The organism is Pseudarthrobacter cellobiosi (assembly GCF_023913815.1).
In the GTDB taxonomy this organism is placed as follows: Bacteria; Actinomycetota; Actinomycetes; order Actinomycetales; family Micrococcaceae; genus Arthrobacter; species Arthrobacter cellobiosi.
Genome location: NZ_JAMXBK010000028.1, coordinates 350,306 through 372,492, shown reverse-complemented (window position 1 = coordinate 372,492; position 22,187 = coordinate 350,306). Strand labels below are relative to the sequence as shown.

Genomic DNA, 22,187 nt, shown 5'->3' with positions numbered 1-22,187 from the left:
CGCTAACTGTCGTTTTGAGGCCCCAAAGCGACAGTTAGCGCTACCTAGTTGGGGCGGGTCGTGCTGGTGGGCGTCACATTGCGGGGCCAGATCGGCGTCCGGTAGAATATTCGGCATGCCTAACTTTTTGTTTCGGCGCGCCAAAGTAGCCATCCGAACCCTCGCCCGGGGAACGGCGGCGTTCCGCGCTGCCGGCGCCGCCGCCGTCGTCCTCCTGTCACTCTCCCTTACCGCGTGCGGGGGTGACGCGTCAGGCAACAGCGACAGTGACAAGCCGGTGGTCCTGACCACCTTCACGGTGCTGGCCGACGTCGCCCGGAACGTTGCGGGGGACAAGCTCACCGTGGAGTCGATCACCAAGGCGGGCGCCGAAATCCACGGCTACGAACCCACCCCCGGCGACATACGCAAGGCGGCCAAGGCGGATCTCATCCTTGACAACGGCCTGAACCTCGAAGCCTGGTTCGGGCAGTTCGTGGAGGGCCTGGACGTGCCGCACGCCGTGGTCAGTGACGGTGTGGAAGTCATGTCCATCAGCGAGGACTCCTACCAGGGCAAACCGAACCCGCATGCGTGGATGTCGCCGGTGAACGTGCAGATCTATGTGGACAACATGGTGAAGGCGTTCAGCGAGCTTGACCCGGAGAACGCCGCGGCTTTCAAGGCCAACGGTGACGCGTACAAGGCCGAACTGCAGGGTGTGCAGGACGAGATTAAGGCAAGCCTCGCTGGCCTCCCGGAGAACCAGCGCGCCCTGGTGACCTGCGAAGGCGCCTTCTCCTATCTGGCCCGCGACGCCGGGCTCAAAGAGGTCTACATCTGGGCGGTCAACGCCGAACAGCAGGCCACGCCGCAGCAGATCACCCGCGCCATCGAGTACGTCAAGGCGAACCAGGTTCCCGCCGTGTTCTGTGAATCAACGGTGTCCGATGCCCCCATGCAGCAGGTGGTGGGCGCCACCGGCGCGAAGTTCGGCGGCACACTTTATGTGGATTCGCTGTCCGAAGCCGACGGTCCCGTACCCACTTACCTGGACCTGATCAGGCACGACGCCGATGTCATCACCAAGGCCCTGGCCGGCACCTCAACCGGCACCTCCACCGGCTCCGCAGCAGGGGCGAAGTAATGAGCACCCCGGCCATCCTGGTTGAAAACGTCACCGTCCACTACGGCGAGGTCCTGGCGCTCGATTCCGCCTCGCTCACCGTGGACGCCGCCCGGATCTGCGGCCTGATCGGCATGAATGGGTCCGGGAAATCCACCCTGTTCAAGGTGATCATGGGAATGATCAAGCCCGACGCCGGCCGCGTGCTGATCGGCGGACAGTCACCCACCAGGGCGCGCAAGGAGGGCGGGATCGGCTACGTGCCGCAGAGCGAGGATGTTGACTGGCAGTTCCCGCTGTCTGTCCGCGATGTGGTGATGATGGGCCGCTACGGGCACCAGGGCTTCACCCGGCGCCCCTCCAAGGCCGACCGCGCCGCCGTCGACCAGGCACTGGACCGCGTGGAACTGGGCGAGTACGCGGAGCGGCAGATCGGGCAGCTGTCCGGCGGGCAGAAGAAGCGTGCTTTTGTGGCCCGCGGCATCGCCCAGGGTGCCACCATGATGCTCCTGGACGAACCGTTCGCCGGTGTGGACAAGCGCTCCGAGGCCACCATCACCCGGCTGCTGCGCGAGCTCGCCTCCGACGGCTGCACTATCCTGATCTCCACCCACGACCTCCACGCCCTGCCCAACCTGTGCGACGAAGCCGTACTCCTCATGCGCCGGGTCCTGATGCACGGCGCCCCGGAACTGGTCCTGCAGCCGGAGAACCTCGCCATGGCGTTCGGCCTGGATGTGCTGAACCGCGAGCTCCCGGAACCTGCCCACCCCGCCACCACCAGCGCGGCTACCCACGCCGGCACCGAGAGCAGGGGCTGACCCATGGAACTCCTCGACATCCTGCTCGAACCGCTCAGCTACGACTTCATGGTCCGCGCCATCATCACCACCGCGCTCGCCGCCGTCGTCTGTGCCGTCCTCAGCTGCTGGCTGGTGCTGATCGGCTGGTCCCTGATGGGCGACGCCGTCTCCCACGCAGTGCTGCCCGGCGTAGTGCTGGCCTACATAGTTGGCGCCCCGTTCGCGCTCGGTGCGCTGGTGTTCGCGCTGATTGCGGTGACCCTGATCGGCGTCGTCCGCAACACCAGCCGGGTGAAGGAGGACGCCGCGATCGGCATTGTGTTCACGTCGCTGTTTGCCCTTGGCCTGGTGCTGATCTCGGTCACACCCAGCCAGACGGACCTGAACCACATCATCTTCGGCAACCTCCTGGGCGTCAGCATCCCGGACCTGATCCAGGTGCTGGTGCTGGGCGTCGTCGCCTTCGTCATCCTGATCCTGAAGCGCCGCGACCTGACCCTCTATGCGTTCGATCCCACGCACGCCCACGCGATCGGGCTCTCCCCGAAACGGCTGGGGGCGCTGCTCATGGGGCTGCTGGCGCTGACGTCGGTGGTGGCGCTGCAGACAGTGGGTGTGGTGCTGGTGGTGGCCATGCTCATCATCCCCGGCGCCACGGCCTACCTGCTCACGGACCGCTTCAACCGGATGCTGGTCATCGCCCCGGTGATTTCAGCGGTGTGCTCCATCGCCGGCATCTACTTCAGCTACTACCTGGACACGGCTTCGGGCGCCATGGTGGTGCTCACGCAGGGCGTGGTGTTCGCCGCCGTCTACCTGTTCAGCCCTCGGCAAGGACTGATCGGCACCCGGCTGGCGAAGGCCCGCCGCAGGAAGGCCGCCGCGCTTCTGGTTGGCTAGGCCCGGACGGACTTGCGGTTGTGATGACCGTTTGGGTGCCTGCCATGACTTTTCCTTTGCAGAGGTCATGCCTGGTGTGGTTCTTTACCTGGTGGAGTTTTACCGCGTGGGAACAGGGGAACGCCGCACGGTGATATCGCCGTAGGCGCTGCGGGCGCGGATCTCCACTTTGGCGTCCGTCTCGCTTGGCCCGGTGGTGGCGTCGAGTCCGTTGCGGACGCGCCCGTACTTTGTGCTGAGGTCCAGCCACGCGGCGCTGCCTTCGCGGACGCCGATGGCCAACGAACCCGCGGCGGTCTGGATGGTCAGGATTCCGCGGGCCACCTCGCCGACCGTGATGTCGCCGTTGGAGGCCTTGATAGTGGTGGTGTCGCCGGCCCGTTCAACGGCGACGTCCCCGTTGGCGGCACTGACCTTGAGTTCACCGGCGGCATCCACGATGTACGTGCTGCCGTTGCCGTTCTTGACGCTGGCGGTCCCATCGATTTCCCGGATCCGGATCTTGCCCGAGCCGGTCTTGATCTCGGCCCGCCCCGCGACGCGTTCCACGGTCACATCGCCCATGCCCGTGTGGACCCGGAGTTCCGTGCAGTGATCGAGCTGGACGTGGCCCATTTCCGTCTTCAGTTCGGCGGAGCTGAATTCACCTTCGCAGCGGAGGTCGCCCATGCCGGACTTCAACTCCAGGCTGCAGCCGATGGGCACTTCAACGGTGATGTCCACGGCGCCGCCGTCGCCGAACCAGCTGTGGCGGCGCTGGGATCGCAGCCGTACCTGCAGGCGTCCATCCATGTAGTCCACGGTGGTCTGCTCCGCCGCCTTGATGTCCAGGGCCCGGGTTACCTCGCGGGGCCGGATGTTGACTACGGTGTCGGTGCGGTTGCCGGCGACAACCAGAATGTCGGCACGGACGGACACGTCCACTACGACGGCGATTGGTTGGGGGGTCTCGAAGATTGTCATCAGCGTGCCCATCCTGTGAAGTTCTGCTCGCCGGGATCGCGGCGAATGGTCCGATGGGTGGATTGGCTGCCGTTGAGCGCGTCCGCGACGGCCCGGATCAGCCAGGAGTTCACGGACAGGCCTTCAAGGCCGGCGGCCTCTTCAACCTGCTGCTTGAGGTGGTCCGGAAGGCGGAGCGTCGTGCGCGAGGTGCTGGCGCCGTCGAACTCTTCCGGGGCCTGCCGGGCCGGCTGGCTGGAGCGTTCAGTCACCAATTCGAAGTCGCTGGCGGCGGGCGGGCTGGTAACCACAAACTCCGGATCGCGGCCCCGGAGCCGTACCTCCACCGACGCCGGGGCCAGCTCGAGGGTGATCTCGCTGGCGGCGTCGGAGAGGGCTTCGAGGAGGACGAGCCGGACAGTGGAGTCAAGCGCGGCAGTGAGGCGTTCGCTGAGTTCCCGGGCCTCAGGGCCACCGGCTTCGGCGGCAACACCCAGCTGATGCTGGACGGCGGAGACGTATTGGTTGAGTTGCATGACACCATGCTGACGTCATTTTGGTGTCACGTCAATACTTTCTGGCGAATAATGGCGTCACCGGTGGTGTCCCGGCTTGACGTTGCGGCTTCCGGCGGGGAAGCTGGAGCGATGAAGTCCTGAGCAGCAGCCCGGCAATGCCGGACTGTTCCCCCGAATCCAGGGCCGCCGTCGAGCACCAGTTCCGGCGGCCACACTGCGGAATCTTGCGAGGACTTGTCTTGACTGAACACCTGAACCTTTCCGGCGTCTCCCACGGCTACGGCGACCGGCAATTGCTGGACGGAATCGGCCTGGTCATCACGGCCGGCGAGCATGTTGCCATCGTCGGCGAAAACGGTGCCGGCAAATCCACGCTGCTCCGGATCCTGGCCGGGCTGGAAGCGCCCGACGAAGGAACTGCGGTCAGCCACGGCCGCGTGGGCTACCTTGCCCAGACGCACGGCCTGCCCGAATCCTTCACCGTGGGCGCCGCCGTCGACGCTTCCCTGGCCTCGCTGCGCGCCCTCGAAGCCGAACTTGACCGGCTGGAGGCCGGCCTCGCCGATGCCGAGGACGACGAGCTGGAAACCTACGGCCGGCTGCAGACCGAGTACCAGCTGCGCGAGGGCTACGCCGCGGAATCCCGAGTGGAGGCGGCGCTCGACCGGCTGGGCCTGGGTGGCCTGGACCGGAAGCGAACGCTGGGATCGCTCTCCGGCGGCGAGCAGGAGCGCGTGGCGCTGGCGTGTGTCCTGGCCGATCCGGCGGACATCCTGCTCCTGGACGAACCCACCAACCATCTCGATGCCCGCGGAACCGCCTGGCTGGAGGACCGGCTGGCCGCCCATCGCGGGACAGTGGTGGTGGTGTCCCACGACCGCGTGCTGCTCCGCAAGGTGGCCAGTACCGTGATTGAGGTTGATGCCGAGCGCCGTACCGTGACCCGCTACGGCAACGGCTACGACGGCTACCTCCGCGAGAAGGCCGCCGAACGCCAGCGCTGGGTCCAGCAGTACCACGAGTGGATCGACGCGATGGAGGCGGAGCAGCGGCAGGCGGACACCGTGACCGACAGGATGGGCTATGCCCGCAAGCGCGACAACGACAAGATGGGCTTCGACTTCAAGGCCGGCACCTGGCAGAAAGCGGCGACCAGCAAGGTCCGCAACGCGCAGGAACGGCTCCGTCGGCTGGAAGCGAGCCCCATTGACCGCCCGCCGGTGCCGCTGCGGCTTGCGGCGGAGCTCGCCGTGGATCCGCAGGCTCTGTCTGTGGCGCCTGCGGGGCCCGGGGCAGCTGCCGCACCCGGGGATGACTCGCTCTTGACCGCGTCGGCGGTCCTCATGGCCCGAGGCGTCGCAGTTCCCGGCCGCCTGGGCGTCACTGATTTCGTGGCCCGCACGGGCGAGAAGATCCTCATCACGGGTCCGAACGGCGCCGGCAAATCCACGCTGCTCTCCGTGCTGGCGGGAACCTTGGAGCCCGCCGAAGGGTTGGTTCAGCGGCCTGCGCGGATCGGCTACCTGCAGCAGGAACTCGAACTGCCGCAGCGGCCCACGCTCCGCCTGCTGCCGGCCTTCGCGGCCGGCCTTGGCGGCAACATCGATGAGCACGCCGAGGCACTCCTGCGCCTGGGGCTGTTCCGCACCAGCGAGTTCCACGTCCCGGTGGGCAGCCTGTCCGCGGGCCAGCAGCGCAGGCTTGCCCTGGCCCGGCTGCTGCTGGGCGGCTACGGCACGCTCATTGTGGATGAACCCACCAACCACCTGGCACCGGTTCTGGTGGAACAGCTCGAGGAGGCGCTCGCCGGCTTCACCGGGACCCTGGTTATGGTCAGCCACGACCGCGCCCTTCGGGACTGGTTTGCCCGGTGCGCGAAGAAGACCGACAACTCGCGCACGGACGAGGCCGGGCGCTGGATCCGGTACTCGATGGACAAGGGCGTGCTGGCTGCGGCCTGAAGCAGCCAAGACACACCACCGTCCTTGGGGGCCACGACTGCCCGTGCCCGAAACGGCGCAAGAGCCCCGGCGGCGGCGCGGAAACGGTGAGTTTTGCGTAAAAAGATTGTTACCCACCGACCGGCAGGCGGAAACATCGGCGGCGGAAGATAGGCCTATGCCAGTCTCCCGCCGGCCGAAAGGATCTGTCCGTGATCACCAAGAACCTTTTCCTGCAGGGCATCTTCCCGTTTGTGGGCACGGGGCTGGAAAAACCCGTCCCCATCCACAGCGAGCTCTCGCACTACGTTCCGGATGGCGTCATCAACCAGACGCTCTACTTCCGGGGCGGCAACTCGAGCAGTGAGCTCATCACGGTGGTCCTGATGCGGAACGGCGTGCCCATGCGGTACTTCCCCATCGGTGCCAAGAGCGAGGTCCATGTGCCGCTGCGGGTGGTGGAGGACATCGACGGCGGCTCGGTGGTGGAGCTCTATCTCGCCGCCCCGGATGGTGTTGGGGGATCCGTGGTTGTTGATCTGGGCATGGTGGAACACTGATGACCAGCGTGCTTGACCGGCCGCAGGGGAGGCACACAGGCGCCGCGCCTCGCCGTCGGCTGGTGGTGGTGGGCAACGGGATGGCCGGCGCCCGGGCGGTGGAGGAGATCCTTGCCCGGGGCGGCGCGGACCAGTTCACCATCACCATGTTCGGGGACGAGCCGTACGGAAACTACAACCGGATCATGCTCAGCCACGTCCTCTCCGGCGAAGAATCCGACGCGGATATCTTCCTGAACGCCCTGCCCTGGTACCGCGAGAACAGCATCACGCTGCACGCCGGGGTCCGTGTTGACCGGATCGACAAGTTCACGAAGCACGTCTTTTCCAATGACGGCCGCGTGACACCGTACGACACCCTCATCATCGCCACCGGGAGCCGCTCCCACATGCCGCCGATGGACGGGTTGTACACACCTGGCGGGTCTGTGAAGCACGGTGTGTTCGGGTTCCGCACCATCGATGACACCCGCAGGATGGTCCAGCATGCCCAGCAGGAGCATCACCGGCGGGCGGTGGTGATCGGCGGCGGCCTGCTGGGCCTCGAGGCGGCCTACGGGCTGAAAAGCCACGGGATCGAGGTGGAGGTGGTGCACTCGGGCGGGCACCTCATGAACGCGCAGATGGGGCCCGACGGCGGTGCGGTGCTGCGGAGGAGCGTGGAGGCCCTGGGCATCCGGGTGCACACGTCCAGCCGCACCACTGCTGTCCTCGGTACGGACCGGGTCAGCGGCGTCAGCTTCCGGGACCGGGAGGACATCGCCTGCGACATGGTGGTGGTGGCCGCCGGCATCCGGCCGAACGTGGACGTGGCCGTGCTGAGCGGGCTGCCGGTGGAGCGGGCCATTGTGGTGGATGACAGGCTCCGGGTCCAGGACGAAGACGACATCTACGCCGTGGGGGAGTGCGTCCAGCACCGCGGCGAGGTTTATGGGTTGGTTGCGCCGTTGTGGGAGCAGGCCGTGGTGCTTGCCAACCACGTGACCGGCGCCGATACGTCGTCGGCCTACCTTGGCTCGCGGACCGCCACCAAGCTGAAGGTTGCCGGCGTCGACGTGGCATCCATAGGACTGCACGGCCCCGAGCTCGACACGGACGAGCACATCGTCTTCTCGGAGCCCAGCCGCGGCATTTTCAAGTCCATCGTGGTCCGCGACAACAAAATGGTGGGCGCCACGCTGCTGGGCGACAGCCGGAAGGTGGCCTACCTGACGCAGGCCTACGACCGCGGGCTGCCGTTGCCGGAGGAGCGGATCGCCCTGATGTTCGACGTCGGCGGGCCGGGTGAGGAGGTGGGCGTGGCCGAGCTCGACGACGGCGCCCAGGTCTGCAACTGCAACGGCGTCAGCAAGAAGGCCCTGGTGGACGCCGTGAAGGGCGGCTGCACCACGGTGTCCGGCGCCATGGACGCCACCCGCGCCGGCAAGGGCTGCGGTTCCTGCAAACTCCTGGTCAAGCAGGTGGTGGAGTGGGCCGCGGACGGCGCAGTGGAGGAGGACCCGGCCGCCAGCTACTACGTGCCCGGGATCCCGCTGGACAAGCCGGCCCTGATGGCCGCCATCCGGAAGCTGGGCCTGCGCTCTGTGTCCCAGGTGTTCACGGCCCTGGCTCCGGGGAGCGCCGAGGACGCGAAATCCAAGATGGGCCTGGCCTCGCTGCTGAAGATGATGCTCGCCGACCGGTACATCGACGAGCGCGACGCCCGATTCATCAACGACAGGGTGCACGCCAACATCCAGCGCGACGGCACGTTCTCCGTGGTGCCGCAGATGAAGGGCGGCGTCACGTCCGTCCAGCAGCTGCGCCGGATTGCCGACGTCGCCGAAAAGCACAACGTTCCCCTGATCAAGCTGACCGGCGGGCAGCGGATCGACCTGCTGGGGATCCCCAAGGAGGACCTCCCGCAGGTCTGGGCCGACCTGGACATGCCCTCGGGCTTCGCCTACGGCAAGAGCTTCCGCACCGTGAAGACCTGTGTGGGCAAGGACTTCTGCCGGTACGGCACCGGTGATTCCACAAAACTGGGCATCGAGATCGAGGCACGGTTCCAGGGCATCGAGTCGCCGGCCAAGCTGAAGCTGGCTGTGTCCGGTTGCCCGCGGAACTGCGCGGAATCGCTGGTCAAGGACGTGGGCGTGGTGGCGGTGGAGGGCGGACGCTGGGAACTCTACGTGGGCGGCGCGGCGGGCGCCCACATCCGCAAGGGCGACCTGCTCGCCACCGTGGACGACCCCGAGGTGGTCAAGCTGCTGGCGGGCCGGTTCATGCAGTACTACCGCGAGCAGGCCAACTGGCTGGAACGGACGTACTCCTTTGTGCCGCGGGTGGGCATCGAGCATCTCCGCGCGGTCATCGTGGAGGATTCCGAAGGTGTCGCCGCGCAACTGGACGCCGCCATGCAGGCATCCGTGGACAGCTACGTGGATCCGTGGAGTGAACGCGACGATCCACTCACACCGGGCCAGTTCCGCACCTCCCTGCCCCTCACCGTCCTGCCCCAGGTGCCGGTCCGATGAACGCCGATCCGATCAGCACCGAGCCCGTCAGCACCACCAGCCACATCCTGGGCCCGGTGGACCAGATCCCGTTCGGTGAGGGGAGGGCCTTCGGGGTGGACGGCGAGCAGGTGGCGGTCTTCCGGCTGCGGGACGGGACCCTGCGCGCCCTGTCCGCGGTCTGCCCCCACCGCGGCGGCCCCATTGCGGACGGCACCATCGACCGGGAGGTGGTGATGTGCCCGCTGCACCAGCACGCGTTCAGCCTGGAAACGGGCTGCTCCAGCACCGGCGCCGAACCTTTGCGCACGTACAGCGTTCAGGAGGATGCCGAACAGAACATTGTTCTGAAGTATCCCCATATTCGTGGCAATAGTTTGGCTTAATCGGGCCCGGGTGTAGCCCTCGTCACTTGCTGCGGTTTGAGTCTTGTAGGATAGACAGGCCGCGCGAACTTCGACGTACTGTGACTTTCCATACAGAAAATTCCTTGAAACATCAAGAAACAGAATTTTCGGGATGGAGAAGTCCCTGCCAAGGGTGCCGGCCAATCCCCTACCCACAAGGAATTGTTGTGCCTCAAAGTACCCCCACAGAACTCGAGAGCCCCACGGCGCAATCCGCCGTCGTCGACTCCACCCTCAGCGCCGAGGGCTACAAAAAATCCCTGAGCGGACGCCAGGTCACCATGATTGCCATGGGCGGCGCCATCGGCGTCGGCCTCTTTATGGGTGCAGGCGGACGCCTGGCCTCCACTGGCCCCGCCCTCATCTTCTCCTACGCCATTGCCGGCGTTATCGCCTATCTGCTGATGCGGGCCCTGGGCGAGCTGATCATGTACCGCCAGACGTCGGGTTCCTTCGTCAGCTACGCCGGTGAGATGTTCGGCAAGAAGGGCGCGTACCTGTCCGGCTGGATGTACTTCATCAACTGGGCCATGACCGGCATCGCCGAACTCATCGCGATCGGACTGTACTTCCAGTTCTTCTTCCCCAACGTGCCGGTCGAACTCAGCGCCATCGCCGCGCTGCTGCTGCTCGTGGGCGTCAACCTCATGAGCGTCAAGGCATTCGGCGAGTTTGAATTCTGGGCCTCCTGTCTCAAGGTCGGCGCCATCGTGATCTTCCTGGCCGTGGGCACTTTCATGGTGGTCACCAACGCCCAGGTGGGCGACGGCAACGCCTCGGTGAACAACCTCTTCGCAGCCGAAGGCGGAATGTTCCCCAAGGGTGCGCTGGTGATGATCCTCGTCCTGAACGCCGTGATTTTCGCCTACAACGGCATTGAACTCGTCGGCATCACGGCCGGTGAAATGCAGGACCCCGCCAAGGAAGTTCCCAAAGCGATCCGCGCCGTCGTCTTCCGCATCGTGGTGTTCTACGTCGGTTCGGTGACGCTCCTGGCGATGCTGCTTCCCTCGGACCAGTACGTGGCCGGCACCTCGCCGTTCGTCACTGTGTTCGGCCAGATGGGCCTCGGCTGGATGGGCGATGTTATGAACATGATCGTCATTACCGCCGCGTTGTCCTCCTGCAACTCGGGCCTGTACTCGATCGGCCGGATCTTCCGGACCATGGCCAACAACGGGCACGCCCCGGAGTGGCTGACCAGGATGTCCAAGAGCCACGTGCCGTACGCCGCCATCCTGGCCATCGGCGCCGTCTACCTCGTTGGCATCCTGCTGAACATCTGGCTGGGCGGCTCACACGCCTTCGACCTCGCGCTCAACTCCGCATCGATCGGCGTGATCTTCACCTGGGGCGCCATCTTCGCCAGCCAGATCGCGCTGCGCCACAAGAAGGGCAAGGTCTCCTCCCTGCCCGCGCCCGGCGGAACCTGGAGCAGCTGGGCCGGACTCATTGCGCTGCTGGCCATCACCGTACTCATCGGCTTCGACACCATGACCAGCAAGACCGGCGAGGTATTCCACCTCGGTCTCTGGACCCTGGCCACCATCCCGTTCTTCGCCCTGGTCCTGTGGCTGGGCTGGCAGAAGGTCAAGCACAACGAGCCCAAGAGCGAGCTCTTCTGCTAGGTCTTTTCGCCTCAGCAGCCGGATGCTCAGCAGCCGGACGCAAAGAAGTACGACGACGGCGGGTCACCCTTTCGGGGGCGGCCCGCCGTCGTCGTTTCTTCCCTCCATCGATTGCTCCGTAACCGCCCTTTTGAGCGCTCAAAAGGGCGCCTACGGAGCAGCCGATGGGTTACGCGCGGCGTCCACGCTCTTGAGGTGCCGGGCGAAGTGGTCTTCGATTCGCTGCCAGGCTTCGGGGGAGGACTCCGGGTCGGGGCCGATGCCCATGACCCGCATCAGTGGCCTGAAAACCGCGGGGCCCAGGTCGATTTCGTTGAGGAACGCGTGACCGGCGGTGGGAAATTCCTTGACGCTGTTTTCGATGCCGAGGTTGTCCAGGGCGGTCTCGAGCTTGCCCGCTGCACCCTTGAGGGTGAGGTCCCGGCCGCCGAAGTTGGCCACGATGGGGCAGGCGCCGCGGAGGGTTTCCTCGAGATTGCCGGGCAGGCGGCCGTAGTTGACCGAGGCCGCGTCGAAGCCGTCGCGGGCCACCAGCAGCGCGAAACCGCCGCCCATGCAGAACCCGATCACCCCGGTCTTGCCGGTGGACAGCGGCGACGTGGCCAGCCAGGTCCGGGCGGTGGCGAGGTCGGTGAACGCGCGGCCGCTTCCCCGGAGCATGCTCCGCATGGTGCCGACCAGGCAGCGGCGCGGGCCGCCGTCGCTGAACAGGTCCACCGCCAGCGTCAGGTACCCGGCGTGGGCCATCCGGTCTGCGTGGCCGCGAACGAGGTGGTTCAGGCCGAAGGCTTCGTGGATCATCAGGACCGCGGGAAACGGGCCGGTGCCGGACGGTGTGGCGACATATCCGCCGAGCGAAGGCGAACCGCCGGCAGCGGCACTCTGGGCACTCAGGTCCACATACGTCATGGGCCAAGGGTAGCCGCCGCCGTCGATCCCCTCCATAGACTGCTCCGTACGGGCCCTTTTGGGGCGTCAAAAGGGCGCCTGGGCCCACGCCGGCAGGGTTCCCTGGCCGAGCTTGCGAGGCGAGGGGGTCGGTGGGGAGCAACGGATGGCGGTGGGCGGGCACGAGAACGGCGGCGGATCCCCCATGGGAATCCGCCGCCGCTCGAATATGGGAGGACTAGTTCTTGAAGGTGTCCTTGACGTTTTCGCCGACCTTCTTGGCGTCAGCCTTGACCTGGTCCGCCTGGCCTTCGGCTTTGAGTTTGTCGTTGTCCGTGGCGTTGCCGGCCGCTTCCTTGGCCTTGCCGCCCAGGTGCTCTGCTTCGTTACTGATCTTGTCTCCGAGGCCCATGAGTCTGGCCGCCTTTCGTTTTCAGGGGATCAAACAATGCCGTTTCAGAATAACACAAAGCATGCTTACCATTTCAAGGGGCCCCGATATCAGCGGCCTGTCGAATGTCAGCGCCCCCGACTAGGCTCGATGCATGGAACACAGCACAAGCCTGACCCGGCACATCCATGCCACGCCCGAAAAGGTCTGGGCGGTCATCTCGGACATCCCCGGTTCCGCCGCCACCCTGTCCGGCATCGACGCCGTGCAGATGCTCAGCGACGGGCCTTATGGCGAAGGGACGCGCTGGAAGGAAACGCGGACCATGATGGGCCGCTCGGAGACAGTGGAGATGTGGGTGGCGCAGGCAGATCCTCCCCGTAGCACCACGGTCAAGGCCCTCCAGGGCGGCGCTGACTACACCTCGCGCTTCAGCCTCGCCGAGCGCGACGGCGGGACGGACCTGACGCTGACCTTCGGCGCCGACGTTGTCAAACCCACTCTGCTCAGCAAGGTCAGCATGACCCTCTTCGGCAAGCTGGGCATGAGCATGACGCGCAAGGCGCTCACCAAGGACCTGGCGGAAATCGCGGCCAAAGCGGAATCCCTCTAGTGGCGGCAAAGGTCCATAAGGTAACGGCTCCCCGGCTCTCGCCGGTCAGCCTGGAGGACCTGACTGAAGATCCGGCCCCGGACTTCCGGCGTGGTGAAAGGTACGACGGCGTCCGGTACAGCCGGGCGGCCGCCGACGGTCTGGAGCTGAGCGGCACGGATTTCGCCGAGTGTGAGTTCCAGGGCGTCTCCTTCAACGACACCCAGCTCCGCGGGGCCACCTTCCGGGACTGCATCCTGTCCGAGCTGTACGCGCCGGTGTTCCGGGCCGCCCGCTCCACGTGGCGGGACGTGCACCTGAATAATCCGCGGCTGGGCTCGGCTGAGCTGTATGAGACCGGTTGGCAGTCGGTCCGGATCGACGGCGGCAAGCTGGACTTCCTGAATCTGCGCGGGTCCAAGCTGACGGACGTTGTCATCAGCGACTGCATCATCAGCGAACTGGACCTCGGTTCCGCCTCCGGGACGCGGGTGGCGCTCAAGAACTGCACCATCGGCACCCTGGATCTCACCGGCTCGCGGCTGAAGGACTTTGACCTTCGCGGCACGGACTTCCGGACCATCAGCGGCCTCGGCAGCCTGGCCGGCGTGGTCATCGACGACTACCAGCTGAGCCTGCTGGCGCCGCTCCTGGCCGGGCACCTCGGCGTCCTTGTCCTGTGAGTGTAGTCTTTATAGAACGAACGGTCGGTAAATAGGGCGGTCACTGGACGGCCCCGAAGATTCCGGCTCCCTGGCGTAAAGGATTTGTTCTTATGGTCGAGGCTTTTCTTGTTGGCGGCGTCCGCACTCCCGTGGGCAGGTATGGCGGTGCGTTATCGGCGGTTCGCCCGGATGATCTGGCTGCACTGGTGGTCCGCGAGGCCGTGACCCGTGCCGGGCTGGATCCGGACAGTATCGAGGAAGTCATCCTGGGCAACGCAAACGGCGCTGGCGAGGAGAACCGCAACGTGGCCCGGATGGCAGTCCTGCTGGCCGGGCTTCCCCTCCACATCCCCGGCATCACGGTCAACCGGCTGTGCGCCTCCGGGTTGAGCGCCATCATCCAGGCCAGCCACATGATTAAGTCCGGCGCCGCGGACGTAGTGATCGCTGGCGGGGTGGAGTCCATGAGCCGGGCACCGTGGGCCCAGGAAAAACCCGCCACGGCGTTCGCCAAACCGGGACAGATCTTCGATACGTCCATCGGCTGGCGCTTCGTCAACCCCCTCTTCCAGAAGGGCGGGCTGGCGCGGGACGGCAAGATGACGTACTCCATGCCGGAAACCGCCGAAGAAGTGGCCCGCGTGGACGGGATCAGCCGCGAGGACGCCGACGCCTTCGCGGTCCGCTCCCACGAGCGTTCCCTCGCCGCCATCGCCGCGGGCCGGTTCAAGGACGAGATCGTCCCGGTGACGGTCAAGTCCCGCAAGTCGGAAACGGTGGTGGACACCGATGAAGGCCCGCGCGCCGGCACCACCCTGGAGGTCCTCGCCGGACTCCGCCCCGTAGTCCCGGGCGGTTCCGTGGTCACCGCCGGGAACTCGTCCACGCTGAACGACGGCGCTTCGGCCATCATCGTCGCGTCCGAGGCCGCCATCCAAAGGCTCGGCCTGACACCGCGGGCCCGGATCATCGACGGCGCCTCCGCCGGCTGCGAACCCGAAATCATGGGCATCGGCCCGGTCCCGGCGACGCAGAAAGTGCTCGCCCGGAGCGGCCTCAGCGTTGTTGACCTGGGCGCCGTCGAGCTTAACGAAGCGTTCGCCACACAGTCGCTCGCGAGTATGCGCCGGCTCGGGCTGGACCCAGGCATCGTAAATAACGACGGCGGCGCCATCAGCCTGGGGCATCCGCTCGGTTCCAGCGGGTCACGGATCGCCATCACGCTGCTGGGCCGGATGGAGCGCGAGGACGCCAAAATTGGCCTGGCAACGATGTGCATCGGCGTGGGCCAAGGCACCGCGATGCTGCTGGAGCGTGTCTGATGCCCGCCCCGGACAGCGCGAACGGACAAAGCGCGAACGGACACTTAAGCACCCTTGACTTCGGCACCCTCCTGGTCGAGGAGCGGGATGACCGTGTGGTGGTCCTCCTCAACCGCCCCGAGGTCCGGAATGCCATTGACCAGCAGATGGTGGACGAACTGCACGTGGTCTGCGCTGCGCTGGAGCAGAATCCCAAAGTCCTGATCATCTCAGGGGTCGACGGCGTCTTTGCCTCGGGTGCGGACATCGCCCAGCTGCGCGAGCGGCGCCGCGATGATGCCCTGCAGGGCATCAATTCCACTATTTTCGTGCGGATCGCGAAGCTGCCCATGCCGGTCATTGCCGCCCTGGACGGGTACTGCCTGGGCGGCGGCGCCGAGCTCGCCTACGCCGCCGACTTCCGGATCGGAACGCCCAGTGTCCGGATCGGCAACCCTGAAGCAGGGCTGGGGATCCTGGCCGCCGCCGGGGCCAGCTGGCGCCTCAAGGAGCTAGTGGGGGAGCCATTGGCCAAGCAGATCCTGCTCGCGGGCCTGGTCCTCCGCGCCGAGGAGGCTCTGGCTGCCAGCCTCATCACCGAAATCCACGAGGCGCCGGAGCTGATGGATGCCGCGCACAACCTGGCGGACCGGATCGGACGCCAGGACCCGCTGGCCGTGCGGATTACAAAGTCGGTTTTCCACGCCCCGGCCGAAGCCCACCCGCTGATTGACCAGCTGGCACAGGGGATCCTTTTTGAATCCCAGGCCAAGTTTGACCGCATGCAGGCTTTCCTCGACAAAAAAGCAGGCAAGAAATCAGGCGACAACGAGACAGAGAAGAAACAACCATGACGAACCCGAACCTTCCCGCAACTGTCGGCGTCCTGGGCGGTGGCCGCATGGGCGCGGGGATCGCCCACGCGTTCCTGATCAACGGGGCCAACGTCTTGGTGGTGGAGCGCGATGAAGCGTCCGCCGAAGCCGCCCGGGAACGGGTGGAATCCGCTGCCGCCAAGACGATCGAACGCGGAGCCACCGACGTCAACCTTGATGAGATGGTGTCGCGGCTCGCTTTCACGGTGGATTATGACGACTTCAAGGACCGCCAGCTGGTGGTCGAAGCCGTTCCCGAAGAGTGGGGCCTGAAGGTCACCTCGCTCCGCGGCATCGAGGAGCGCCTGGCCGATGACGCATACCTGGCCTCCAACACGTCGTCCCTGTCCGTCAACGGACTGGCCCGCGAACTCAAGCGGCCGCAGAACTTCCTCGGCCTGCACTTCTTCAACCCCGTCCCCGCCTCCACCCTCATCGAAGTGGTGCTCGGCGAGCAGACGTCCCCGGACCTGGCTGCGGCGGCGAAACGGTGGGTCGAGGCACTCGGCAAGACCGCCGTCGTCGTCAATGACGCACCCGGCTTTGCCTCGTCACGGCTGGGTGTGGCCATCGCGCTGGAGGCGATGCGCATGGTGGAGGAGGGGGTGGCGTCCGCGGCGGACATCGATGCTGCCATGGTCCTGGGCTATAAGCACCCCACGGGCCCGCTGAGAACCACGGACATAGTGGGCCTGGACGTGCGGCTGGGCATTGCCGAGTACCTGCATTCGACGCTGGGGGAGCGGTTCGCGCCGCCGCAGATCCTCAAGGATAAGGTGGCCCGCGGAGAGCTTGGACGGAAAACCGGCAAGGGATTCTTCGACTGGGCTGAGTAGGATTTCCGGGTGACCCTCTTTGAACCCATCACCCTGACCGGCCGGCACGTGATTCTTGAGCCGCTGAAGCGAGATCACCATGACGGTCTGGTGGCGGCCGCGCAGGATGGCAACCTGTGGAAGCTCTGGTACACGTCTGTCCCGGCGCCGGACGGGATGGCCGCGGACATCGACCGCAGGCTGGCGATGCAGGATCAGGGGTCCATGCTGCCGTTCACCACGCGACTGATCGATCCTGCCACCGGCGGCCCGGGCCGGATCATCGGCATGACCACTTACTGCAATATCGACGCCGGCACGCCCCGTGTGGAGGTCGGTTACACGTGGAACGCCGCGTCGGTCCACGGCACCGGCACCAACCCCGACTCCAAACTCCTGCTGTTGCGGCACGCGTTCGAAACCCTGGGCTGCGTGGCCGTGGAGTTCTGTACGCACTGGCTGAACCTCCAATCCAGGGAAGCGATCGCCAGGCTGGGTGCGAAGCAGGACGGCGTGCTGCGCAGCCACCGGCGGACCAGCGACGGCGTCCTGCGCGACACCGTGGTGTTTTCAATCCTGGAGCACGAGTGGCCCATGGTCCGGAACGGGCTGGAGCACCGACTCGCCAAGCACGCGTAACGGCCGTACCTCCGAGTTTTTGTCCAGATAAACCCCTCAAACCGTCTGCTAAATGGCGATATCTGGACAAAAAACCGGGAGGGGCTAGCTCAGAACGTAGGCGCGTTGGCTGACCAGTGAGGCATAGTAGCCCAGCCGGTAGCCCTCCCCGGTGGGATGGAAATTGGCGGGGTCCAGGATGTTGGCGGCGTTGAAGTTGATCCATGGCGCGGCAGAACCCACGCCGTGGCCTGCAAAGGCGCCCGTGACGTCGACGAATTGGGATCCGGTTACGCCGGCGACACCTGCGATGACGCCGTTAAGCCCGTCCACCATGGGGTTGGCCACCGGGGCGAACGGGTGGTCAGGGGCGAAGAGTCGCGGATAGCCCGTCAGGACGATCTTGGCGTTGGGCGCCTGGGACCGGATGAAGCTGACCATTGTGAACAGTGACGTGGCCAGGGTACCGTCCGTCAGTTTTGCCTGCGTGGCACCGAGGGCGCCTCCGCACTCGGCTGACGACGGCGCCGGGAGGCAGGCCAGAAGTATTCCCGTGGTGCCGACGTCGTTTGCGCCGACCGTAATGGTGATGACCTCTGCGCCAGTGACGCTGGACGGCAGGTTGCCGGCCACTGCTCCAGATGTGTACCCAGAACACCCTGCATTCGCGTTCAACTGGACACCCTTCAGGTTGTCCGCAATGACTGGATACCCCCTGCGGCTCACAAAGCACGTCCGGTCCGTGTAGGGTGCCGCACCTTGCCCGGCGGCGTAGGAATCGCCCAGCGCCACATAGTCGGTTAGTGGCGACTGCGCCGCTTCGGCCGGGATGGCTGCGAAGCCCAAAGCCATTGCCATGGTGGCGAGGCCGGCCGCAAAAGCTGAGCGCCGCCGTCGTACTGTTGAAATTGCCATCGAATTTCCCCTTTTGACTATCAATTGGACCAATGAGACGGGCATGTAACAGCCACGGTACGCCTAGCGCAAGGGCCCCGTCACGGGCCCGGAGTACGCGTTTTTGTGCGCGGCCACCTGCCCGCGGTACCTGTTCCACTACGTGCCAATCGCGTGCCGGCGGCGGCTTTTGTGGTTAGCTGTCCGGGTGGAGACGACAGGCGGAGCCGTGGGCTGGGACGGGGCTGTGAATGCCTGGCACGTTGCCGGCCGCGTCTATCGGATGGGGCGCCGCGAATGGCTCACCGAGGCAGGATGGCGGCAGGCGCACGACGACGGCGTCCGCACCGTGATTGATCTTCGTAACTCCCGTGAAGCGCAGCGCCGGGATGCCGACCCTGCCGTGGCCGAAGCGGCCTGGTCCGGCGTCACGATCGTCGCCGCACCCACTGAAGAACCTGATGATCCGCGGTTCACCGCCGTCTGCGGACCGTACCTTAATGATCCCGCCCACTATCTGCACAATGTCAGGCTCTACCCGGAGAAGTTCGTGGCGGTGTTCCGAGCTGTCGCCGCAGCCGAAGCCGGCGCCGTCGTCGTTCACTGCGCGGCGGGCCGGGACCGCAGCGGCATGGTCGCGGCCATGCTGCAGGACCTCGCCGGCGACACGGACCAGCTCATTGCGGACGGCTACGCCAAAGCCGCCCGAGGCATCAACGAACGCTTCCGGACGCACGGCCCGCCCCATGCTGGCGAACGCTACATCGACGACGCTGAGCTGGCACCCCTGCTGGAGCGGCGCGGCCGGACCGTGGTGGAGTTTGTCCGGGAGCTGGAAACACGCACCTTCCTGCTGCGCAACGGCCTGTCCGAGGCCGAACTAGAAGCGGTCTCAAGCCTGCTCGGCAGCCGGGTGTCGCCATGAATTCCATGAAGTATGTGGCGGCGTCGCTCGCGGTAGCAGGAGTGGTGATGCTGGTTGCCGGGCCGTTGTGGGCCGTCCTCGCTTCAGACTTCGGGACAGCGGAGGAGAACTTCGGGCTCGGCGACGGGACCGTCGACGGCGCGTGGCTCCCGGGCCAGATCTTCCTGATGGTGGGCGGGGCAGTTTTGTGCCTGGCCGCGGTGGTCGCCGCGTATAGGGCACGGCGGAGGGATACAGATGAATAGAACGAAAGCGACGGCACACAGGTTGAAACGCGTATTTGCAGCAGCAGCGGCTGCCGGAGTGGCACTTTCCGTGGGGCTCGGAGCCGTGCCGGCCTGGGCGGCTGAACAGCCGGCCGTTGAGCCGCCGCCGATTGCTTCGCCGGCCGCTTCGCCGCCGGACGCTGTGGAAAGCCCGACGGCGGGTGGTTCCGGAGTCAGTGACGTCCAGCCGAGCGACGCGAAGCCCAGCGACGCCGGCCTTCGGGAAGCCGCCCTCCGCGATCTTGGCCTCACCCCAGACGAGTTCGCGGCTGCCGGCCAGCTGGGCAAGCAGGCCGCAGGCGTTGCGGCGGCCCTGCGGGACGTCCCCGGCTACCTCGGAACCCGGCTCCACGGCGGCAGCATTCTGGTTGCCGGCACGGGGGCCGAGCTGGAGGCGGAGGTGGCCCGGCTCAGCGTGACCATCCCTGCCGTGACCCTTGAAGCGACTCCCGCCGCGCCGCCGTCGGACGCTCCCACTGAGGAAACCGACGCGCCGGCCGCAAGCGGCACCCAGTCGACCGGGACCGAACTGGCTCGGAGCACCCAGGAGCTGTACCAGGCGTACCTCCGCGACGTGGGCGCGGCAGGGTTGCAGGCCGTGGCGTACACGGGGAGCAGGTTCGTAGTCCGTACGGGCGGAATCAACGGGTCCGAGGCGACGGTGCCTGATTCGGCCAATGCCGGAGATTCGAGCCTCTCCAGCCCCAACCCGGACGGCAAGATCTCGCCCGCCGAGTTTGTGGCCCGTTACGCCAACGTGGAGCTCGACGCCGGGGCGCCGCTCGCGCCGCAGGCCGACCTTTCCGGCGGCCAGGGGTACTTCACCGACATCGGAAAAATCTGCTCCGCCGGCTTCTCAGTCTTTGACCCGGCAGGCCTGCCGGGCGTCCTCACGGCCGGTCACTGCGCTGACGACGGCGCCGCGGCAACGGCCACCGTGGAATTTCCGCAATGGAACCGTGGCGGCCTGCTGGGGACCTTCGGGTTCAGCCAGTTCGGCGGACCCGGAAACTCCACTGTGCTGAATCCGCTGGACCTGACCAACCCGGGCAATGTGGGCACCGATGTGGCCGCGATCGGATCCATCCGCGCAGACCTGGACCCGCTCCCCGCCGCCAGTACGTGGAACGATCCTTCTCAGGCCGGCCTGGACGTCAAGATCATCGGGGCGGCCAACCCGGTGGTGGGCCAGCCGGTCTGCCGCTCCGGCCGCACATCAGCATGGTCCTGCGGAACCATCGACGAGGTGGGGATCTACGTGGTCCAGGGCATCACGTCGGCCCCCGCAGACCTGCGGGCCTTCAACGGTTTCCTGTCCTTCGATGTCCAGTCCAGCGGCGGCGACTCGGGCGGGCCCTGGGTCAGTGGGAACTACGCGGTGGGCACGCACTCGGCCGGGGACACCCCGGATGAGAATGGCAACTTTGTCAAAAACTTCGCCGTGGCCGCCACCCTGCAGGACTCATTGGCCGTGCTTCCCGGCTACCAGCTGGAACTTTTCCTCAACAAGCCGACGGTGACGTCGCCCGCGCCGGGGGCAACGTTCGACGCCGGCCAGACCGTCACCGGCACGGTGGCCGCGGCTCCGGCGGCGGCTGTCGCGGCGGGTTCGAAGGTCAGGATCACCGTGAGTGGCCAGGCGCCCATTGAGGTTCCCGTGGATGCCGGCGGTGCGTGGTCCTTTGCTGCCCCCGCGGTGGCCGGTCCGCTGCGTTTCACGGCGGAAACGGTCAATGGCTTCAGCACGTCCGGCGCCGCGGCCTTCGACTTCGCCCCCGTCAGCCAGCCCTCCCAGCCCTCCCAGCCGGCCCCGCAATCTCAGGCCCCGGCTGAGGTGCCGGCCACGAACAGTGCGGTGCCCCCAAAAGGTGACAGCGCCGCCGTCGTACGTCCGCTCGGTGACAGCAGAGCGGCAAACCTGGCCAACACCGGAACGTCCGGACTGATTCTGCTCGCCGGCCTCGCGGCTGGTGCGCTCGCCGTCGGCGGTGTGTTCCTGGTGTTGGCGAAGCGGCGGAAGCGGCAGCGCCCCACCCCAACTAGGTAGCGCTATCTGTCGTTTTGACCGCTCAAAACGACACTTCGTGCTACTTACATGGGGTGGAACGGCTACTTCTTCGGCTTCATCAGCAGGTTGGTGATGCGCAGCGTGCAGAGGCGCTGGCCGGCGTCGTTGGTGATCAGGACCTCGTGCGTCGTCAGGGTGCCGCCGAGGTAGATCGGCGTGGCGGTGATGGTGATTTGGCCCTCGCGCGCGGAGCGGTGGTGCGTCGCGGAGACGTCCACCCCCACGGCAGTTTTCCCCAACGTGCTGGCGTGGATCACGGCCGCCCAGGAGCCCACGGCCTCGCCCACCGCCAAGGACGCGCCGCCGTGCAGCAACCCGAACGACTGCCTGTTGCCCTCCACAGGCATCGTCGCCACCACGCGCTCGACCGATTCCTCCAGGATTTTCACGCCCATCTTCTCGTCGAGCTCGCCGAGGACGATCTTCCACGGCGTGGCGCCCGGCGTGGCGCCCGGCGTGGTGTCCGGCGCAGCGTCGTCGGGGGATAGGGCGGTCATGGGTCTCCTTTGGCGAGGCGGAACTTCCAGTGTGCGGTACAGCACAGTCATGTACTGTAGACATATTACCGAACGGACGGTCAGTAAAGCCCTG

At 66.4% G+C, this 22,187-nt stretch carries 23 protein-coding genes; 17 read left to right on the top strand and 6 right to left on the bottom strand.

Annotation, left to right across the window (positions count from 1 at the left end; translation table 11 throughout):
- Nucleotides 1-115: 115 nt before the first annotated feature.
- The 3 genes from NG701_RS19920 to NG701_RS19910 are packed head-to-tail and all read left to right on the top strand — an operon-like array spanning nt 116 to nt 2,808.
- Nucleotides 116-1,126, top strand: coding sequence for a metal ABC transporter substrate-binding protein (locus NG701_RS19920; RefSeq protein WP_252570242.1), 1,011 nt, complete (start codon nt 116-118; stop codon nt 1,124-1,126).
- Nucleotides 1,126-1,926 carry a metal ABC transporter ATP-binding protein gene (locus tag NG701_RS19915; RefSeq protein WP_252570240.1) on the top strand — a complete coding sequence of 267 codons (801 nt, stop codon included), beginning with the start codon at nt 1,126-1,128 and terminating at the stop codon, nt 1,924-1,926. The genes NG701_RS19920 and NG701_RS19915 overlap by 1 nt, the downstream gene beginning before the upstream one ends.
- 3 nt (nt 1,927-1,929) lie before the next feature.
- Nucleotides 1,930-2,808 (top strand): metal ABC transporter permease, encoded by an 879-nt coding sequence (locus NG701_RS19910; RefSeq protein ID WP_252570238.1) that lies wholly within the window; start codon nt 1,930-1,932, stop codon nt 2,806-2,808.
- Between the two features lie 99 nt (nt 2,809-2,907).
- On the opposite strand, the gene NG701_RS19905 is transcribed toward NG701_RS19910, so the two are convergent.
- The gene (locus NG701_RS19905; protein ID WP_252570236.1) at nt 2,908-3,771 is read right to left on the bottom strand and encodes a DUF4097 family beta strand repeat-containing protein; all 864 of its coding nucleotides are present in this window, start codon (nt 3,769-3,771) and stop codon (nt 2,908-2,910) included.
- Nucleotides 3,771-4,286 (bottom strand): histidine kinase, encoded by a 516-nt coding sequence (locus NG701_RS19900; RefSeq protein ID WP_252570234.1) that lies wholly within the window; start codon nt 4,284-4,286, stop codon nt 3,771-3,773. Before NG701_RS19900 ends, NG701_RS19905 begins: the two co-directional genes overlap by 1 nt.
- A 221-nt stretch (nt 4,287-4,507) precedes the next feature.
- Between NG701_RS19900 and NG701_RS19895 the strand changes: the two genes are divergently transcribed.
- The 5 genes from NG701_RS19895 (at nt 4,508) to NG701_RS19875 (ending at nt 11,298) form a co-directional block, all read left to right on the top strand.
- Nucleotides 4,508-6,229: an ABC-F family ATP-binding cassette domain-containing protein gene (locus NG701_RS19895; RefSeq protein ID WP_252570233.1), complete on the top strand. Its 1,722-nt coding sequence runs from the start codon at nt 4,508-4,510 to the stop codon at nt 6,227-6,229.
- Between the two features lie 191 nt (nt 6,230-6,420).
- Complete coding sequence (locus tag NG701_RS19890) at nt 6,421-6,768, top strand: molybdopterin oxidoreductase (RefSeq protein ID WP_252570231.1); 348 nt, start codon at nt 6,421-6,423, stop codon at nt 6,766-6,768.
- Nucleotides 6,768-9,284 carry a nitrite reductase large subunit NirB gene (gene nirB / locus NG701_RS19885; protein WP_252570230.1) on the top strand — a complete coding sequence of 839 codons (2,517 nt, stop codon included), beginning with the start codon at nt 6,768-6,770 and terminating at the stop codon, nt 9,282-9,284. Before NG701_RS19890 ends, nirB begins: the two co-directional genes overlap by 1 nt.
- On the top strand, nt 9,281-9,649 hold the full coding sequence (locus NG701_RS19880) for a Rieske (2Fe-2S) protein (protein ID WP_252570228.1): 369 nt from the start codon (nt 9,281-9,283) through the stop codon (nt 9,647-9,649). Before nirB ends, NG701_RS19880 begins: the two co-directional genes overlap by 4 nt.
- Before the next feature lie 188 nt (nt 9,650-9,837).
- Entirely contained in the window at nt 9,838-11,298 is a 1,461-nt protein-coding gene (locus NG701_RS19875; RefSeq protein ID WP_252570226.1) for an amino acid permease, read from the top strand.
- 150 nt (nt 11,299-11,448) lie between these two features.
- Here NG701_RS19875 and NG701_RS19870 read toward each other — a convergent pair whose 3' ends face one another.
- The gene (locus tag NG701_RS19870; protein ID WP_252570581.1) at nt 11,449-12,207 is read right to left on the bottom strand and encodes a dienelactone hydrolase family protein; all 759 of its coding nucleotides are present in this window, start codon (nt 12,205-12,207) and stop codon (nt 11,449-11,451) included.
- A gap of 217 nt (nt 12,208-12,424) precedes the next feature.
- Nucleotides 12,425-12,598, bottom strand: coding sequence for a CsbD family protein (locus NG701_RS19865; RefSeq protein ID WP_252570224.1), 174 nt, complete (start codon nt 12,596-12,598; stop codon nt 12,425-12,427).
- A 133-nt stretch (nt 12,599-12,731) separates the two neighbouring features.
- Here NG701_RS19865 and NG701_RS19860 point away from each other — a divergent pair, with 133 nt between their 5' ends.
- From NG701_RS19860 to NG701_RS19835, 6 genes are all read left to right on the top strand, one after another.
- Nucleotides 12,732-13,190 carry an SRPBCC family protein gene (locus tag NG701_RS19860; protein ID WP_252570223.1) on the top strand — a complete coding sequence of 153 codons (459 nt, stop codon included), beginning with the start codon at nt 12,732-12,734 and terminating at the stop codon, nt 13,188-13,190.
- Nucleotides 13,190-13,852 carry a pentapeptide repeat-containing protein gene (locus NG701_RS19855; RefSeq protein ID WP_252570221.1) on the top strand — a complete coding sequence of 221 codons (663 nt, stop codon included), beginning with the start codon at nt 13,190-13,192 and terminating at the stop codon, nt 13,850-13,852. The genes NG701_RS19860 and NG701_RS19855 overlap by 1 nt, the downstream gene beginning before the upstream one ends.
- 92 nt (nt 13,853-13,944) lie before the next feature.
- Nucleotides 13,945-15,156 (top strand): thiolase family protein, encoded by a 1,212-nt coding sequence (locus tag NG701_RS19850; protein ID WP_252570219.1) that lies wholly within the window; start codon nt 13,945-13,947, stop codon nt 15,154-15,156.
- Nucleotides 15,156-15,989: an enoyl-CoA hydratase/isomerase family protein gene (locus NG701_RS19845; protein WP_252570217.1), complete on the top strand. Its 834-nt coding sequence runs from the start codon at nt 15,156-15,158 to the stop codon at nt 15,987-15,989. Before NG701_RS19850 ends, NG701_RS19845 begins: the two co-directional genes overlap by 1 nt.
- Nucleotides 15,986-16,846, top strand: a complete 861-nt coding sequence (locus NG701_RS19840; protein ID WP_252570215.1) for a 3-hydroxyacyl-CoA dehydrogenase family protein — start codon at nt 15,986-15,988, stop codon at nt 16,844-16,846. Before NG701_RS19845 ends, NG701_RS19840 begins: the two co-directional genes overlap by 4 nt.
- Nucleotides 16,847-16,855: 9 nt before the next feature.
- Nucleotides 16,856-17,464 carry a GNAT family N-acetyltransferase gene (locus NG701_RS19835; RefSeq protein WP_252570213.1) on the top strand — a complete coding sequence of 203 codons (609 nt, stop codon included), beginning with the start codon at nt 16,856-16,858 and terminating at the stop codon, nt 17,462-17,464.
- An 84-nt stretch (nt 17,465-17,548) separates the two neighbouring features.
- On the opposite strand, the gene NG701_RS19830 is transcribed toward NG701_RS19835, so the two are convergent.
- A complete protein-coding gene (locus tag NG701_RS19830; protein WP_252570211.1) occupies nt 17,549-18,358 on the bottom strand; it encodes an SGNH/GDSL hydrolase family protein in 810 nt (269 codons plus the stop codon).
- A gap of 208 nt (nt 18,359-18,566) precedes the next feature.
- Here NG701_RS19830 and NG701_RS19825 point away from each other — a divergent pair, with 208 nt between their 5' ends.
- From NG701_RS19825 to NG701_RS19815, 3 genes are read left to right on the top strand one after another with little or no spacing between them, the layout of a single operon-like run.
- Complete coding sequence (locus tag NG701_RS19825; RefSeq protein WP_252570209.1) at nt 18,567-19,262, top strand: tyrosine-protein phosphatase; 696 nt, start codon at nt 18,567-18,569, stop codon at nt 19,260-19,262.
- The gene (locus tag NG701_RS19820; RefSeq protein WP_252570207.1) at nt 19,259-19,507 is read left to right on the top strand and encodes a hypothetical protein; all 249 of its coding nucleotides are present in this window, start codon (nt 19,259-19,261) and stop codon (nt 19,505-19,507) included. The genes NG701_RS19825 and NG701_RS19820 overlap by 4 nt, the downstream gene beginning before the upstream one ends.
- 22 nt (nt 19,508-19,529) lie before the next feature.
- Nucleotides 19,530-21,575, top strand: coding sequence for a trypsin-like serine protease (locus NG701_RS19815; RefSeq protein WP_252570205.1), 2,046 nt, complete (start codon nt 19,530-19,532; stop codon nt 21,573-21,575).
- 62 nt (nt 21,576-21,637) lie between these two features.
- On the opposite strand, the gene NG701_RS19810 is transcribed toward NG701_RS19815, so the two are convergent.
- Nucleotides 21,638-22,093 carry a PaaI family thioesterase gene (locus NG701_RS19810; protein ID WP_374208718.1) on the bottom strand — a complete coding sequence of 152 codons (456 nt, stop codon included), beginning with the start codon at nt 22,091-22,093 and terminating at the stop codon, nt 21,638-21,640.
- Nucleotides 22,094-22,187: the final 94 nt, after the last annotated feature.